General features: G+C 42.6%; 14 protein-coding genes. 9 read left to right on the plus strand and 5 right to left on the minus strand.

Annotated features, from left to right (window positions below; genetic code table 11):
* Nucleotides 1–202 precede the first annotated feature (202 nt).
* From aceF to ampD, 5 genes are all read right to left on the minus strand, one after another.
* A complete protein-coding gene (gene aceF, locus MSG37_RS14880; RefSeq protein ID WP_248471437.1) occupies nucleotides 203–2,089 on the minus strand; it encodes a pyruvate dehydrogenase complex dihydrolipoyllysine-residue acetyltransferase in 1,887 nt (628 codons plus the stop codon).
* A gap of 13 nt (nucleotides 2,090–2,102) precedes the next feature.
* A complete protein-coding gene (gene aceE, locus MSG37_RS14885; protein WP_248471438.1) occupies nucleotides 2,103–4,763 on the minus strand; it encodes a pyruvate dehydrogenase (acetyl-transferring), homodimeric type in 2,661 nt (886 codons plus the stop codon).
* A 109-nt stretch (nucleotides 4,764–4,872) separates the two neighbouring features.
* A complete protein-coding gene (pdhR, locus tag MSG37_RS14890; RefSeq protein ID WP_028767886.1) occupies nucleotides 4,873–5,625 on the minus strand; it encodes a pyruvate dehydrogenase complex transcriptional repressor PdhR in 753 nt (250 codons plus the stop codon).
* Between the two features lie 361 nt (nucleotides 5,626–5,986).
* Nucleotides 5,987–6,835, minus strand: coding sequence for a beta-lactamase regulator AmpE (gene ampE / locus MSG37_RS14895; protein ID WP_248471439.1), 849 nt, complete (start codon nucleotides 6,833–6,835; stop codon nucleotides 5,987–5,989).
* 63 nt (nucleotides 6,836–6,898) lie between these two features.
* A complete protein-coding gene (ampD, locus tag MSG37_RS14900; RefSeq protein ID WP_248471440.1) occupies nucleotides 6,899–7,441 on the minus strand; it encodes a 1,6-anhydro-N-acetylmuramyl-L-alanine amidase AmpD in 543 nt (180 codons plus the stop codon).
* Nucleotides 7,442–7,661: 220 nt separating this feature from the next.
* On the opposite strand from ampD, the gene nadC reads away from it, so the two are divergent.
* From nadC to mutT, 9 genes are all read left to right on the plus strand, one after another.
* Nucleotides 7,662–8,546, plus strand: coding sequence for a carboxylating nicotinate-nucleotide diphosphorylase (gene nadC / locus MSG37_RS14905; RefSeq protein ID WP_248471441.1), 885 nt, complete (start codon nucleotides 7,662–7,664; stop codon nucleotides 8,544–8,546).
* An 851-nt stretch (nucleotides 8,547–9,397) separates the two neighbouring features.
* Nucleotides 9,398–9,820 (plus strand): prepilin-type N-terminal cleavage/methylation domain-containing protein, encoded by a 423-nt coding sequence (locus MSG37_RS14910; RefSeq protein ID WP_282446682.1) that lies wholly within the window; start codon nucleotides 9,398–9,400, stop codon nucleotides 9,818–9,820.
* Between the two features lie 9 nt (nucleotides 9,821–9,829).
* Nucleotides 9,830–11,539: a type IV-A pilus assembly ATPase PilB gene (gene pilB, locus MSG37_RS14915; protein WP_248471442.1), complete on the plus strand. Its 1,710-nt coding sequence runs from the start codon at nucleotides 9,830–9,832 to the stop codon at nucleotides 11,537–11,539.
* A 92-nt stretch (nucleotides 11,540–11,631) separates the two neighbouring features.
* Nucleotides 11,632–12,900: a type II secretion system F family protein gene (locus MSG37_RS14920; protein WP_248471443.1), complete on the plus strand. Its 1,269-nt coding sequence runs from the start codon at nucleotides 11,632–11,634 to the stop codon at nucleotides 12,898–12,900.
* Nucleotides 12,901–12,968: 68 nt separating this feature from the next.
* Nucleotides 12,969–13,880: an A24 family peptidase gene (locus MSG37_RS14925; protein ID WP_248471444.1), complete on the plus strand. Its 912-nt coding sequence runs from the start codon at nucleotides 12,969–12,971 to the stop codon at nucleotides 13,878–13,880.
* Between the two features lie 18 nt (nucleotides 13,881–13,898).
* Nucleotides 13,899–14,504, plus strand: a complete 606-nt coding sequence (gene coaE, locus MSG37_RS14930) for a dephospho-CoA kinase (protein ID WP_248471445.1) — start codon at nucleotides 13,899–13,901, stop codon at nucleotides 14,502–14,504.
* Between the two features lie 8 nt (nucleotides 14,505–14,512).
* Complete coding sequence (zapD, locus tag MSG37_RS14935; RefSeq protein ID WP_248471446.1) at nucleotides 14,513–15,247, plus strand: cell division protein ZapD; 735 nt, start codon at nucleotides 14,513–14,515, stop codon at nucleotides 15,245–15,247.
* Nucleotides 15,248–15,306: 59 nt separating this feature from the next.
* A complete protein-coding gene (gene yacG / locus MSG37_RS14940; protein WP_248471447.1) occupies nucleotides 15,307–15,543 on the plus strand; it encodes a DNA gyrase inhibitor YacG in 237 nt (78 codons plus the stop codon).
* Nucleotides 15,540–15,926 (plus strand): 8-oxo-dGTP diphosphatase MutT, encoded by a 387-nt coding sequence (mutT, locus tag MSG37_RS14945; RefSeq protein WP_248471448.1) that lies wholly within the window; start codon nucleotides 15,540–15,542, stop codon nucleotides 15,924–15,926. The genes yacG and mutT overlap by 4 nt, the downstream gene beginning before the upstream one ends.
* Nucleotides 15,927–16,399 lie beyond the last annotated feature (473 nt).

A 16,399-nucleotide genomic window follows, 5' to 3' on the forward strand; every position in this document is an offset into this window, starting at 1 on the left:
TTTTATGTCGTTGGTGGCACCGAGTTAACGATAAAACCGACTCAACGATAAACTGTGGCCAAATCTTGTAAGGTGGCCGCATTTTAACCTTTGTTTGATGCTGATCACAATCCTAGAAACGCTTAATCTTACTGATGTTTACTAATTGTATTAATCAAGCGCCTTAGAAAATAGGCTGCTTGTATTAAGCAGCCTATTAGGATTAAAGCACTAAGGTACGAATGTCTGACAGACAGTTATTCAAGTAAGTAATGAAACGTGCACCATCAGCGCCATCAATCACTCGGTGGTCATAAGACAGTGACAGCGGCAACATTAAGCGCGGCTCAAATTCTTTACCGTTCCAAACAGGCTTCATATCTGACTTAGATACCCCTAGAATCGCAACCTCTGGCGCGTTCACGATAGGAGTAAATGCTGTGCCACCAATACCGCCTAAGCTAGAAATCGTGAAGCAACCGCCTTGCATATCTGCAGCAGTAAGCTTGCCTTCACGGGCTTTCTTAGAAACCACTTTCAGCTCATCAGATAGCTCATGAATGCCTTTCTTGTTCACATCTTTAAACACAGGAACAACTAAGCCATTTGGTGTATCAACCGCAATACCTACGTTAACGTACTTCTTCAAAATTAAGCTTTCGCCGTCTTCTGACAATGAAGAGTTAAAGGTTGGGAATGCTTCTAATGCTTTCGCAACTGCCTTCATGATAAACACAAGTGGCGTGATCTTCATGCCAGACTCTTTCTTCGCTTCGGCAGCGTTTTGCGCCTTACGGAAAGCTTCTAGTTCAGTGATATCAGCGTCATCCCACTGGGTAACATGCGGGATCTTCACCCAGTTACGGTGTAGGTTAGCACCAGAAATCTTCTGAATACGTGATAACGGTTTAACTTCTGTTTCACCAAACTTGCTGAAGTCCACTTTCGGCCATGCAAGTAGATTTAGCTCGCCACCACCAGCTGCAGTTTTAACCGCACCAGACTCAACTTGCTTAATCGCCGCTTTAATGTAGTTTTGAACATCTTCTTTCACTACGCGATTCTTACGGCCAGTACCTTTAACGTTAGCTAGGTTAACGCCTAGTTCACGCGCCATACGGCGGATAACTGGAGAAGCATGAGCGTATGCACTGTTTTCAACGAAGTCTTCTTTCGCTGCAGGTGCTGCTTGGCTAGTTGCAGGAGCTTGGCTTGCAACAGGAGCTGCAACTGGTGCCGCTGGAGCAGCCGCCTGTACTGGCGCAGCAACGGGTGCACTACCAGCCACTTCAAATGTCATAATCAAAGAGCCAGTCGATACTTTATCGCCTTGAGCCACTTTAATTTCTAACACTTTACCAGCAAACGGTGCAGGTACTTCCATCGCCGCTTTATCACCTTCAACAGAGATAAGTGATTGCTCTTCAGTAACTGTATCACCCACGCTAACCATGATTTCAGTGACTTCAACTTCATCACCGCCAATGTCTGGCACATTAACGTCTTGTACTGATGGTGCAGATGCAACAGCAGCCGTTGCTGCAACTGGCGCAGAAGCCACGGCAGCAGGAGCAGAGCCCGCAACTTCAAATACCATTACTAAGCTACCAGTAGACACTTTATCGCCTACATTCACTTTAATTTCTTTTAGCACGCCAGCAAATGGTGCAGGCACTTCCATAGAAGCTTTGTCACCTTCAACGCTCATCAATGATTGCTCTTCAGTAATGCTGTCGCCAACAGTTACTAAGATTTCAGTCACTTCAACTTCGTCGTCACCGATATCTGGAACGTGAACTTCTTTTAGCTCAGCCGCAGCTGGTGCAGCAGGAGTCGCAACCGGTGCTGACTCAACAGCTGCAGGAGTAGATGCTGCGCCTTCAGATTCAAAGATCATAATCAATGAATCGGTAGACACCTTGTCACCTACAACTATTTTGATTTCTTTAACAATACCCGCTTGCGGTGCTGGAACTTCCATCGCCGCTTTATCGCCTTCAACAGAGATAAGCGATTGCTCTTCTTCTACCTTGTCGCCAACGCTAACAAGGATCTCTGTTACTTCAACCTCATCCGCACCGATGTCTGGTACATTAATTTCGATTGTCATTTTGTGTTGCCTCTTACGCGTATAGCGGGTTTGTCTTGTCAGCGTCGATGTTGAATTTAGCAATTGCAGCTGCAACTACTGACTTTTCAATATCGCCACGTTTAGCGAGTTCATTCAGCGCTGCTACAACAACGTAGCCAGCATTTACTTCAAAGTGACGACGTAGGTTTTCACGGCTATCTGAACGACCAAAACCGTCAGTACCTAGTACTTTGAATGATTCAGAAGGCATAAATGCACGAACTTGTTCAGCATAGTTCTTCATGTAATCGGTTGCAGCAATGGCAGGTTCTGTACCCATTACTTGAGTAATGTACGCAGTCTTTTGCTCTGCTTCTGGGTGCAGCATGTTGAAACGCTCAACATCTTGACCTTCACGAGTTAGCTCGTTGAATGAAGTCACTGAGTAAACATCTGATGCTACGCCGTACTCTTCACTTAGAATTTGAGCAGCTTTACGTACTTCGTTCATGATAGTACCCGAGCTCATTAACTGAACCTTGTTGCTACCTGTGTACGACTCAAGCTTGTAGATACCTTTACGAATACCTTCCTCAGCGCCTTCTGGCATTGCAGGCATTGCGTAGTTTTCGTTCATTAGCGTCAAGTAATAGAACACGTTCTCTTGCTCGCCATACATGCGGCGGATACCGTCTTGCATGATTACCGCTAATTCGTATGCGAATGTTGGGTCATAAGAGATACAGTTTGGAATCGTATTCGCTTGAACATGGCTGTGACCATCTTCGTGCTGCAGACCTTCACCGTTTAGCGTTGTACGACCTGCTGTAGCACCTAATAGGAAACCACGTGCTTGCTGATCACCAGCCATCCACGCCATGTCGCCAACACGTTGGAAACCAAACATAGAGTAGTAGATGTAGAACGGGATCATCGGTAGATCGTTAGTGCTGTATGACGTTGCCGCAGCAACCCATGAAGACATAGCACCTAGCTCGTTGATACCTTCTTGCAATACTTGACCAGAAGTCGCTTCTTTATAGTAAGACACAACGCTGCGGTCTTCAGGTGTGTATTCCTGACCATGCGGGTTGTAAATACCGATTTGACGGAACAGGCCTTCCATACCGAAAGTACGTGCTTCGTCAGCAATAATAGGAACGATGTTCTTACCAATGCCTTTGTTCTTTAGCAAGATGTTCAGCGTACGCACAAATGCCATTGTGGTTGAGATTTCACGCTTTTGCTCGGTAAGCAAAGAGCTGAACTCTTCAACTTCTGGAAGCTCTAGTGCTTTGGTGAAGTTTGGTAAACGCTGTGGTGTGTAACCATGCAACGCATCACGACGAGCGTGCAAGTACTTGTACTCTTCAGAACCTTCTTCAAGCGTTAGGTAAGGTAGTTCAGATACTTTTTCATCGCTTAGTAAATCTTCTAGGCCAAGACGGTTACGTAACTGTAGTACGTGGGTCATGTCCATTTTCTTCACGCCGTGAGCAATGTTCTTGCCTTCAGCCGCTTCGCCCATGCCGTAACCTTTAACTGTTTTAGCTAAGATTACCGTTGGCTTGCCTTTGGTTTCTTGTGCGTTTTTAAATGCAGCGTATAACTTAGAAGAGTCATGACCACCACGCTTAAGCGCGAAGATCTCTGCATCTGTCATGTCTGATACAAGGGCTGCAGTTTCTGGGTACTTACCAAAGAAGTGCTCACGTACATAAGCGCCATCTTTTGACTTAAATGTCTGGTAATCACCGTCGATTGTTTCGTTCATCAGCTGTAGCAGCTTACCTGTCGTGTCTTTAGCGATTAATGAGTCCCAGTTGTTACCCCAAATCACTTTAACTACGTTCCAGCCAGCACCTTTAAACAGACCTTCAAGCTCTTGAATAATCTTACCGTTACCCATAACTGGGCCATCTAGGCGCTGTAAGTTACAGTTGATTAGGAAGCATAGGTTGTCTAGCTTTTCACGCGAAGCGAAAGAGATAGCACCACGTGATTCTGGCTCGTCCATCTCGCCATCACCTAAGAATGCATATACACGCTGCGCTGAAGTATCTTTCAAGCCGCGGCCTTCCAAGTACTTAAGGAAACGTGCTTGGTAAATTGCAGACATTGGGCCTAGACCCATAGATACTGTAGGGAACTGCCAGAACTCAGGCATTAGTTTAGGGTGCGGGTATGAAGGAATACCTTTACCGTCTACTTCTTGACGGAAGTTGTCTAACTGCTCAGCAGTTAAGCGACCTTCCAAGAATGCGCGAGAGTAGATACCCGGAGAGATATGACCTTGGTAATAAACCAAATCGCCGCCATCAACTTCGTTTGGCGCACGGAAGAAATGGTTAAAACACATTTCATAAAACGATGCCGCAGATTGGTAAGAAGCCATGTGGCCACCAAGATCTAAATCTTTCTTAGATGCGCGTAGCACGATCATGATCGCATTCCAACGAATGATCGAACGTAGACGACGCTCTACCGTTGTATTACCAGGATATGCAGGCTCTTGGCTCGTAGGGATCGTATTGATATAGTTGGTCGTGATACCCGTAGGCATATCAACACCGTCTAAACGGGCCTTATCGAGTACTTGTTCAAGTAGGTATTGAGCGCGCTCAACGCCTTCTTCGCGTACAACTGATTCTAGAGCTGACAACCACTCGTTAGTTTCTAGTGGATCGATGTCGTTTAGCATATGTTCAGACATTTTGCAGTCCTTTCCTATACGTAATACCTAAGTAACTACAGGCAGTTCTTAGTGTATTTAACCATTGAAATTTAGTTAGGGTATAAGCTGCTACTTTTATTAAGCTAGCTTATACACCACTCTTTAATCGACGCAGGCTACGCTGCAGTCTACTGTCTTCTTCCCTTACAGATAGCATCACCTCTTCAATGTAACTTAAGTGTTCATTGGAGGCTTCGCGTGCTGCTTCAGGGTCTCGGCGAACAATCGCTGCAAGCAGTGCTCGTCTATGATCATTTGCCGTGGTAGAGGCTTCTTCGCGTCGGCTTAAAAGCTCTAAGTTTTGTGCCACGTTTTTATGCAGCACAGGGGATAAACTCAATACGAGATGCAGCATAGCTACATTGTGTGATGCTTCTGCTACCGCGCGATAAAAACGCACGATCGCATTTGCTTGCTCTTCGATAGATTTAGCTGATTCAACTTCTAAAATCGTACGCTTGATATTTTGCATATCAGCGTCGTTACCACGAAGTGCCGCAAAGTAAGCCATCATGCCTTCAGTGGCATGACGAAACTCCAGTAAGTCATACTGACTTTCTGAATCTGAATGCATAAGTTCAACAATTGGATCGGCAAGACTTTGCCAAAGCTGCTCTTTTACATAGGTTCCGCCGCCTTGACGACGCATTAACAAGCCCTTTGCTTCAAGCTTTTGAATCGCTTCACGCAAAGAAGGGCGTGAAACTTCAAACTGCAATGCCAGTTCACGTTCAGGTGGTAGCTTTTGACCAGGCTGAATACTGCCCTCTAAGATCATCTGCTCCAACTGTCCCATGATGACATCGGATATTTTTGGCTGGTTTATTTTGCTATAAGCCATATGGGCCTCAGCTCCTATTGTAAATTGGTCTTACCAATTTAATTGACTGAGCGCACTTTATCAAATCACACTTTGAATGTCCAGTTAGTGATCTACATCAAAACTATGCGCGATGTGTGAGCATAGCTGATTTTCGTCATTATGGGGTCAGACCAATGTGCCAATTTTTTTAAGGCGCGCGTTGATAATAATTATTATAAGCAATTAAACATGGAGAGATTTTTGGTAAATGGATAAGAGTTTTAAGTGTTAATACGGCTCGTAGCAAAGTACAGAGCCGTATATAAATCAGCCTAATTAGTTTATTAAAATCAAATTTAGGACTGACTAATTTTTAGCTAACCACAAGTTTAAATGCTGATTAATTGACCACTCCGAAGATGGTCATTAATGACAACACTGTTATTAACAAAATGAAATTACGTTTACTCAGCTGAAGTAATGCAATCGTTGATTGCAAACAGACCGGAGCAGAAGATGACTCTGGTAAAGTTTCAGCTGCTAATGCAACCTGAGTAATAATGTCTCTAGCGCTACGTTTTGGGTCCAAAACTTGTGTAAGCCAAGTGGAAATAGCCTTACTAAAATGACCACTTAATACATAACCAAATGAGAACACTCGGCTAGGTAACCAATCAAGCACAAACAATAAGTTATCGACTAAAGGTAATTCAATCTCTGCATTGCGGCTTTGTTCGCTATAAAAGCGCACCGTACAATACAGCACAGCACCGACTGGCCCTAAGATAATTAAGTAAAGTGCAATAGCGCCATAATAGCGGTAATTAATCCAAGCAACGCTTTGGCCTACTTGAGTTCCTAACTGCTTTTCAGACACAGTAGCTAAGTTTTGGCTAGGGTCTAATTCATTTGCATAATTAAAGCAGGCTTGGGAATCACCGCGGCAGGCCGCTTGAATGTAGCGCTTAAATGCTTGTCTTTGCGGGTTGTGACTAAAACATAACACCGCAATAATGACCCACAATGCCACGCTTAGTGCGCCCCATAACATGCCAGATAAAAGCCAAGTTAGTAGATAGACAATAGCTGCGGGGATGACTGCAGCTAACGTCATAGTAGCTAACGACGGCTGTTTGTCTTCAGTCAGTGTCTTGTAATATCTAGATAGCAACGCATCAAATTGCCACGAACTTGGCAATAAACGTAACCGCTCAACCAAGATTGCGATTAACAACGCAAACAAAGCCATAATATTCACCTTCAATGTTAACGAGTTAAATTAGCCCTATTTTAGGTCTAGCTTAGCCCTAACCTACAACGCAGTCTTAAAGCGTTGCCAATCAAAACTGTCACCTGGGTCAGTTTTTCTGCCCGGTGCGATATCGCTATGACCTGTTATTCTCTCTAACGTAATATCAGGGTAGCTGGTCATTAAACTCTTAGTCAGCTCAATTAACTTGGCGTACTGTAAATCTGAATAGGCCACAAGATCTGTGCCCTCAAGTTCAATACCTATTGCAAAATCATTACAGCCTATACGCCCATCAAAATCAGACACACCAGCATGCCAAGCTCTCTCATTACAAGATACATATTGCACTAACTCGCCGTCACGCCTAATCAAAAAGTGCGCAGAAACCTCAAGCCCTTGCAGGTCTTTAAAGCTTTCATCAGCTTCAACATCTAAGCAGCCTTGAAATAACTGATCTATATAAGGCAAACCAAAACATCCCGCAGGTAAACTTATATTATGAATAACCAGCAAGCTAACTTCTTTGTCCGGCCTTTGATTAAAGTGTGGAGATAAGCAAAATCGTGCCTGTTTCACCCAGCCATTGAATAAATTCAGTGCCAACAGAAAGATCCTCGAACAAAATATTGAAATAACTTTAGCAGTTTTAACCCCATGAATATAGTTAGGCTTTTTAGTTTTATTAGGCCAATAACATCAATAATTCCAAGCGATAAGCCACAATAATGCTAGCTTTGTTTGCAAAACTTTATGTTAAGATTAAAACCACTATTAAAGCGTGCTCAATATATACAACGGTTATAAGCCAGTAAGGACAACCACCATGCTTGAAAATGATATCCGACTTTCAGTTAAAGCTGCTCTAGATGAAGACTTAGGCCATCAACAAAGCCATACAAGCCAACCTTCAGTTCTACGATGCGATGCAGATATTACTGCGCAACTTATTCCTGCAGAAAAAATTGCACAAGCTAATTTAATCACTCGCGAAGAAGGTGTGTTTTGCGGTAAAGCATGGGCCGAACAAGTATTCAATCAACTGGGCGGTGAAGTCGCGCTGCATTGGCATGTTGACGATGGTGATCTGGTAGTGCCAAATCAGCTATTGTGCGAGCTTGAAGGGCCTGCCCGCGCCATTTTGACAGGCGAGCGCACCGCGATGAACTTCATTCAAACCTTATCTGGTGTAGCAACCTTAACTAAACTCTATGTCGACAAACTCGCTGGCACACATACCCGCTTACTGGATACCCGCAAAACCATCCCAGGATTGCGCACAGCACAAAAATACGCGGTAACTTGCGGTGGTGGTCAAAACCATCGTATCGGCCTATTCGACGCTTTCTTAATTAAAGAAAACCACATCATGGCTTGTGGTGGTATCGATAAAGCAATTCAAGCGGCAAGAAAGCTTCATGCAGATAAACCAGTTGAAGTCGAAGTAGAGAGTATTAACGAACTTACTCAAGCACTTGATGCACAATCTGACATTGTAATGCTAGATAACTTTGATGTGACCATGATGCTAGAGGCGGTAGAGCTCAATAATCGCTATAAAGCTAATGGCCAAGGTGTAAAGCTTGAAGTGTCTGGCGATGTAACTATAGATACTATCGCCAACTTTGCCAAAACAGGGGTTGATTACATCTCTGTTGGCGCATTAACAAAACACGTTAGAGCGCTAGATCTGTCGCTACGACTAAAGTAAGCCTATTTTTATTTGATAGTGCAAATCACTAACACGATGCATTGACCTGCTACTAACTTCAGGTTTAAAGACTTTAAGCTGAGCCTTTAAACCTGTCGACTTTCGTTAATTTTAGTGCCAGTAGAGCTAAGCACAATCTACGACAGCGTTATATTAAACTCTTCTCTAATAGGTATCATTCCCTCACTTTTATTCCGCACTTGTTCCCGCTAAAAACTGCCATCAAAAAATTGACACTTTGTTAACATTCGTCAGAAAAACACCACCAACAATTAGCTGACACCCAAAAAACCACTGCAAAACCAAAAAACAACCAAACTTACAGTAAAATAACGCAATAATTACATTTCGCTATTCCATTTTACCAAGCTTTGTACTAACTTGCAGGTATACCGATGTGCAGACTCGGTTAGAACAATTAGAAACGATTAATGGCACAGTCTAATTAAGCAGCAATTGGACTTTTTAGCAGCTAAATAGCTAAAACACGGGATGAACAATCTTATGTCCTTTGTTGATAAAAGACTCTCTTTTCATCGTTTTTAAATGATAACTCCTGCAGTTAATTTTTAACCTAGGTTAGGGTTAACTAAAGGGATAAACGGATGCCTCGTCGCCATGCTTTTGGGTGAACAATTTACTTTGTACACATCAAAGGCAAGTTTGGATATTGCGACACGCTAACGCAGGAGCACTCAGCAGGGTTGACGCACACATTTAACGAATGATGATTTTATGAAGTACTAACCCAATTCAAGCCAGCACGTTCATAACCAGATACGAACTCTGATTTTTAGGTTAGCCACTATAGATTTAATCACAATTCAAACATCTTTCTAATGGAGATAGACATGCAAAATAAGATGAAAAACATGAAAAACGCCAAGGGTTTCACCCTGATTGAATTAATGATCGTAGTGGCGATTATCGGTATTCTGGCAGCGATTGCACTGCCTGCTTATCAACAATATACTAAAAAGGCTAGTTTTTCAGAGGTTAAACAAGCAGTATCAGGTCTAAAAACAGCTGTAGATGTTTGTTTTGCTGAGAATAATTCGCTTACTGCATGTGATACTATCGCAGAGGTAGGAGAAGCAGCTGCGGGCTCATCAACATACGTTGCATCTGTAACACTAACAGAAACTACAGCAGCTATTGTTGCTACAGCAACGGCCGCAGGTTCTCTAAATGCAGAAACATATACTATTACCCCAACCGCCGCTAACAACCGTCTAACTTGGGCACCAACCTGTTCTGATACTACACTTTGCTAAGAACAGTAAATGCCGACTACTAGCCTAAATTTAGGTCTATCGAACCTATTTATAAGAAAAGGCCTTCTGAATGAGGAGCAGTTAAAAACGGCTATTAGTCAGTCAAAAAAACGCTATCAGAGTCTTGTATCGACTCTGGTAGCGGAAAACATTATTTCGGCTAAGACAATTACAGAACTTTGTTACCAAGAATATGGCACACCACTGCTAGATTTAAACGAATTTGATATCTGCTCTATTCCCGAAAAATTCCTAAATAAAAAACTGATTGAAAAGCATAAATGCTTACCACTATTTAAACGTGGAAACCGCCTTTTCATAGCCACATCAGATCCAACCAATATCGCTGCTTTAGAAGATTTTCAGTTCAGTGCAGGTTTGCACACTGAAGCAATTCTAGTGGAAGAAGATAAACTCATCAAAGTATTAGAAACTGTACTAGAAGAAGATATTAGCGCCCTTGACCTAGATGGTATTGATGAAGAGTCATTAGCTGGCATAGAAGTTACAGATACAGACAAGCGCGATGAAGAACAAGATGGTAGCGGTAAAGATGACGCCCCTATCGTTATATACATCAACAAAATTCTTACCGATGCCATTCGTAAAGGCGCGTCAGATTTACACTTTGAACCCTATGAAAAGCGCTACCGTATTCGTTTTCGTATCGATGGCATTTTACACGAAGTTTCGGAGCCCCCTGTCAACTTATCAGGCCGTATTTCCGCTCGCCTAAAGGTGATGTCAAAACTTGATATTGCCGAGAGACGTGTACCGCAAGATGGCCGCATTAAGATGAAGCTGTCACGCAACAAGTCTATCGATTTTCGTGTTAGTACCTTGCCCACTATCTGGGGCGAGAAAATTGTAATGCGTATTCTAGACTCCTCATCTGCACAGCTTGGTATTGAAAAACTGGGCTATGAGGATGACCAGCGTTTGTTATATGAAGAAATGCTGCAAAAGCCACAAGGCATGATATTAGTAACTGGGCCTACTGGTTCGGGGAAAACTGTCTCACTCTATACTGGACTTAATATTCTCAATACCGAAGAACGTAATATTTCTACTGCAGAAGATCCGGTCGAAATTAACCTTGAAGGTGTAAACCAAGTTCATATTAATTTAAAAGCTGGGCTAACCTTTGCTTCCGCGCTACGCTCATTTCTACGTCAAGATCCAGATGTGGTAATGGTCGGTGAGATCCGAGATTTAGAAACCGCAGAAATTGCTATCAAAGCTGCGCAAACTGGCCACTTAGTTTTATCAACTCTACACACCAACTCCGCAGCAGAAACATTAACCCGTCTTATCAACATGGGTGTGCCAGGTTATAACATTGCCAGCTCAGTAAACCTGATTATCGCCCAGCGTTTATCACGTCGCTTATGTAACAACTGTAAAGAGCCGGAACAGATCCCAGCAGAAGCATTACTGAAGCTAGGCTTTACTCAACAACAAGTTGATAGCGGAATAACACCTCATAAACCAGTCGGGTGTGACCTATGCTCTGGCGGCTATAAAGGCCGTGTAGGTATTTATGAAGTAATGAAAATGTCTGATGAGATTGCTCGCACTATCATGGAAGGTGGTAATTCATTACAAATTCTTAAGCAGGCTAAATTGCAAGGAATGCGAGATCTCAGAGATTCTGGACTTTTAAAAGTGATTCAAGGAGTCACTAGCATTGCCGAAGTTAACCGTGTAACAAGCTTCTGATTGAGCTAAAAATAGCTATGCTTTATCTCTAGGATGACAAAAAAAGCGACAAGACAAGGCACTACTACAAGTAATCAACTACAAGGCCCACTATGGCAATCGCAACTAAAACGTCAAAACAATCAAGAGAACGAAAAAAAGCCCAGAAAAGCCAGCCAAAAGTTGTTACTTATACGTGGAACGGTACCAATCGAGATGGTGGTAAAACATCGGGGGAGTTGCGTGGTGTATCTAGTGCGGAAATTAGAGCACAGTTAAAAGCTCAAGGCGTTATTCCTAAAGGTGTTCGTAAAAAGTCCCCGCCGCTATTTAAATCAGAAAAAAAAATCAAACCCATGGATATTGCCATGGTTACTCGTCAAATAGCGACTATGCTAGCCGCTGGTGTCCCTATCGTAACAACCTTAGAGCTTTTGGGTAAAGGCCATGAAAAGCCAAAAATGAGGGAATTGCTAGCAACTATTGTCAACGATGTTCAATCGGGTATCCCATTGTCGGAAGCTTTAAGGCCTCACAGACTGTATTTTGATGACCTCTATGTTGATTTAGTTGGCGCGGGTGAGCATTCCGGTTCACTTGATCAAGTCTTTGATAGAATTGCAACCTACCGTGAAAAGACAGAAGCACTAAAATCCAAAATCAAAAAAGCTATGTTCTATCCTGCTGCAGTTGTGGTCGTCGCAATTTTAGTTACAGCACTACTGCTTTTATTTGTTGTACCGCAATTTGAAGATATCTTTAATGGCTTTGGTGCTGAGTTACCTGCATTTACTCAATTCATTATTGGTATATCCCGCTGGCTACAAGCTTCTTGGTATATCTTTGTAATAGCGATAATTGCTGGTATTTGGGGCTTTAAGAGAGCTCATCGTAATTCCCAATTATTTCGAGATAGGGTCGATGAATTCGTTTTAAAAATACCCGCTATCGGCGATATATTACACAAAGGAGCCATGGCACGATTTGCCCGTACCCTTGCTACGACATTTGCAGCCGGCGTACCTTTAATTGATGGTTTAGAGTCTGCAGCAGGCGCCTCTGGCAACGCCGTTTATAAAAAAGCGATTTTAAAAATTCGCACCGAAGTGATGTCAGGTATGCAAATGAATGTTGCTATGCGCACCACGGGGCTATTTCCTGATATGTTAATTCAAATGGTTATGATTGGTGAAGAGTCAGGCTCACTAGATAATATGCTCAATAAAGTCGCTAATATTTATGAAATGCAAGTTGATGACGCCGTTGATGGCCTATCTAGCCTGATCGAACCTATTATGATGGTTGTAATCGGAACCGTTGTTGGTGGCTTGATTGTTGGTATGTACCTGCCTATTTTCGAAATGGGTAATGTAGTAGGATAAAAGTATTATTTAATACATCAGTATTCACCACCTGCTATCTAGGTAGCTGTTAGATTAAAAGAAAAATAATGACTGAACTAATTTCTGTTTTTAGCCAGCTTCCTTGGCTTTTTCTCTCGTTAAGCTTTGTATTTGCCGCTGTAATCGGTAGCTTCTTAAATGTAGTCATTCATCGTATGCCAGTAATGATGAAACGAGACTGGCAACAAGAGTGTAATCACTACTTAAGTGAATATAAGCAAGCAGTTTTCGATGCAAACAAAAAACAGCTAGAAGCACCTATTGACGCCTTTCCCGAAAAGTACAACCTCGTGATCCCAGGTTCTGCTTGTCCTAAATGCAAAACCTATATTAAGCCTATTCATAACCTACCGATCCTCGGCTGGTTAATGCTTAAAGGCAAATGTGCCGCATGCAGCAATCCGATTTCCGCACGCTATCCAATAGTGGAGTTAATCACTGGTTCTTTAATAGCGTTCTTAGCTTGGCATTATGGTCCTAGTCTTGAGTTTGTATTAACAAGCGTACTTACTTTTTGCCTTATTGCACTTACAGGAATTGATTTGGATGAGATGCTTCTACCAGATCAAATCACACTGCCTCTATTGTGGCTTGGGCTCATCGTAAACCTAGATGCTACTTTTGCCAGCACTACAGATGCGTTAATCGGTGCCGCAGCCGGTTACTTAAGTCTATGGAGCGTATTTTGGGTATTTAAACTACTCACTGGTAAAGATGGCATGGGCTACGGCGACTTTAAGTTATTAGCCGTTTTTGGTGCATGGTTTGGTTGGCAAGTATTACCGCTTGTTATATTACTATCATCACTTGTCGGTGCAGTTGTAGGCATCGCACTTATCGTCTTCAAAAAGCTAAACCAAGGTAATCCTATTCCGTTTGGTCCTTATATCGCAGCAGCAGGTTGGATTGCTATGATTTGGGGTGAGTCTATAACAAATTGGTACCTATCCACTTTATAACAAGAGATAAAATAGCATATGGCCAGTTATATCATTGGGCTCACCGGTGGCATCGGCAGTGGCAAAACAACTGTTGCTAATATTTTTGCCGACTTAGGCATAGCATTGGTCGATGCAGATATTGTTGCCAGAGAAGTTGTGCAACCAAACTCTAACGGCTTAAATAGCATAATTGCGCATTTTGGCCCCCAAATCTTGCTAGCTGATGGCAACCTAGATCGCTCAACATTAAGAGAGATCATTTTTGAAGATGATTCTGAACGCCTTTGGCTGAATAACCTGTTACACCCGCTGATCAGAGAGACTATGCTGCAACAATGTAAAGAGGCGCAATCTGACTATGTAATTATGGTTGTCCCCTTGCTATTTGAGAACGGGTTAGATAGCTTAGTAGATCGTACTCTTTTGGTGGATATTTCACCTGAGTTACAACAACAAAGAACGGTCGATAGAGATGCTGTTACCGCTCAACAGGTAAAAAATATAATAGGCAGCCAAGCTTCAAGAGCTGAAAAACTGTCAAAAGCTGATGATGTCATAGACAACCAGGGAGAGATATCGGCGTTAAAGTGCAAGGTACAAGCACTGCATAACCTTTATTTGAATTTAGCTAATAATTCCTAAATAACGCCATGACAAATTTGATCTATGAACAGCCATTAAACGAAAAAATCCGTAGTTACTTGCGCCTAGAGTATTTAGCGCAGCAATTGCAGGCTAACTTAGATCATGACCACCAACATAGGTGCTTCGATCCGCTCTTTTCGTTATGTGAGCTCACCGAGCGATGCGATTATCGTGGTGAAGTACTAAAAGATGTCGACAGACAACTATTTGCGCTCTCAAAGTGGCAATCTCTGCCATTAATTGATGACGAGCAAGTGGCTATGTATATATCCAGATTAAGTGCTGCAAGAGACATATTACAAGTTGCGCAGCGACCAGGGCATGAATTAAAACAAAATCGCTTTCTCACTGCATTAAGACAAAGATTTAATATGCCAGGAGCAAGCTGTAATTTTGACTTACCACAACTTCATTACTGGCTTGCCAAACCTTGGCATGTTCGCCAAGAAGAATACCAAGATTGGATGAGTCAGTTTGCAAGTCTATTAGCCCCCATCAACCTACTGCTTGAGTTAACCAGGCAAACAACTAGCTACCAAAGCAAGCATGCCAATGGCGGTTTCTATCAAGGAACTAGTGAACAAGCATTATCATTAATTAGAGTAAAACTCACTGCAGAGCAAGGTTGCTATCCAACAATTAGTGGACATAGAAATCGCTACGCTATCCATTTTGTGCGTTTTGATGAGCAGAAGCATTCCGACCAAGCTATTGAATTCGAGTTGGCAACCTGCAGCTAAGCCTTTAAAATTATCTTATACACTTTCAAACGTCAGGTTTATAACTGGCGAGGTTTATTATGTCTTTATCAGTAAAATGCCCAACCTGTCAGCAACCAGTTGAATGGAATGCTGAATCTAAATTTAAGCCTTTTTGTAGTGATCGCTGTAAACTCATCGATCTTGGAGATTGGGCTTCTGAAAAGCATGCAATTCCTGTTAAACCGCAATTTGATCCTGAGTTACTAGATCAGTTGGGATACGATGAAGCAGAGTTTTTCGTAGGCGAGCCGTCAGATGATGGAAAATACCAATGACTAAACTAGTTCATGTTGCTGTTGGCGTAATTAAAGAAGGTAATAAAATTCTTTTAGCTAAGCGCCCACAAGAACTTCATCAAGGCGGCAAATGGGAATTTCCCGGTGGCAAGGTAGAGCAAGGTGAAACAACTTCTGAAGCGTTAATTAGAGAGCTTAAAGAAGAGGTTAACTTAGATGTGGTCAATACCGAGCCAATGATGGAAATTCATCACGATTACGGCGATAAAAAAGTATTTCTCGATATTCACTGGGTAGAAAACTTTAGCGGTACTGCGCACGGTATGGAAGGCCAGCAAGTCAGCTGGGTAGAGAGAGAACAACTTACTCAATATGAATTTCCAGAAGCGAATAAAGCTATCTTAGACAAAATCCTTAGTTAGTTTCAACGATTACAAATTACAGATTTAAAAAGCCCGCCACAAAAGCGGGCTTTTTACGTTTGGCTGCGGGAAACAATCGACTCTCGTAGTTCGCGCAGCGAACACATGGGTGGAAGTGATGCGCTTTGAATACGCAGTATTCAGGCCCTCAGCTTTAAGTGAAGAGTGAACAAACACGAAGAAGCTTGCTTTCGAAGCTGGAGGCGAGGCACACGGAAGTACCAAATGCCAGAAACGCATGGACCCTGTTTCTGGCCAAGCTCAGCGGCGGGTCGACGTAGGGAGTCGTTTTTTTCGCGCGACCTATATGGATATAGGAAGTGCCTTAAATTGTCTGGAACAATTTTGGTCAGCGCATATACGAAAAAAGCCCTAGCATTGTTTGCTAGGGCTTTTTCGTATTTGGCGCCTGGAAATGACCTACTCTCACATGGGGAGACCCCACACTACCATCGGCGATATTGCGTTTCACT

The organism is Shewanella sp. 1CM18E (genome assembly GCF_023161665.1).
In the GTDB taxonomy this organism is placed as follows: domain Bacteria; phylum Pseudomonadota; class Gammaproteobacteria; order Enterobacterales; family Shewanellaceae; genus Shewanella.

Coding starts and splice junctions, on each gene's coding strand:
- pdhR (WP_028767886.1), bottom strand. CDS start 5,625: ATGGCTTATAGCAAAATAAACCAGCCAAAAATATCCGATGTCATCATG.
- MSG37_RS14920 (WP_248471443.1), top strand. CDS start 11,632: ATGGCAATCGCAACTAAAACGTCAAAACAATCAAGAGAACGAAAAAAA.
- MSG37_RS14910 (WP_282446682.1), top strand. CDS start 9,398: ATGCAAAATAAGATGAAAAACATGAAAAACGCCAAGGGTTTCACCCTG.
- mutT (WP_248471448.1), top strand. CDS start 15,540: ATGACTAAACTAGTTCATGTTGCTGTTGGCGTAATTAAAGAAGGTAAT.
- zapD (WP_248471446.1), top strand. CDS start 14,513: ATGACAAATTTGATCTATGAACAGCCATTAAACGAAAAAATCCGTAGT.
- MSG37_RS14925 (WP_248471444.1), top strand. CDS start 12,969: ATGACTGAACTAATTTCTGTTTTTAGCCAGCTTCCTTGGCTTTTTCTC.
- ampE (WP_248471439.1), bottom strand. CDS start 6,835: ATGGCTTTGTTTGCGTTGTTAATCGCAATCTTGGTTGAGCGGTTACGT.
- pilB (WP_248471442.1), top strand. CDS start 9,830: ATGCCGACTACTAGCCTAAATTTAGGTCTATCGAACCTATTTATAAGA.
- yacG (WP_248471447.1), top strand. CDS start 15,307: ATGTCTTTATCAGTAAAATGCCCAACCTGTCAGCAACCAGTTGAATGG.
- aceF (WP_248471437.1), bottom strand. CDS start 2,089: ATGACAATCGAAATTAATGTACCAGACATCGGTGCGGATGAGGTTGAA.
- aceE (WP_248471438.1), bottom strand. CDS start 4,763: ATGTCTGAACATATGCTAAACGACATCGATCCACTAGAAACTAACGAG.
- coaE (WP_248471445.1), top strand. CDS start 13,899: ATGGCCAGTTATATCATTGGGCTCACCGGTGGCATCGGCAGTGGCAAA.
- nadC (WP_248471441.1), top strand. CDS start 7,662: ATGCTTGAAAATGATATCCGACTTTCAGTTAAAGCTGCTCTAGATGAA.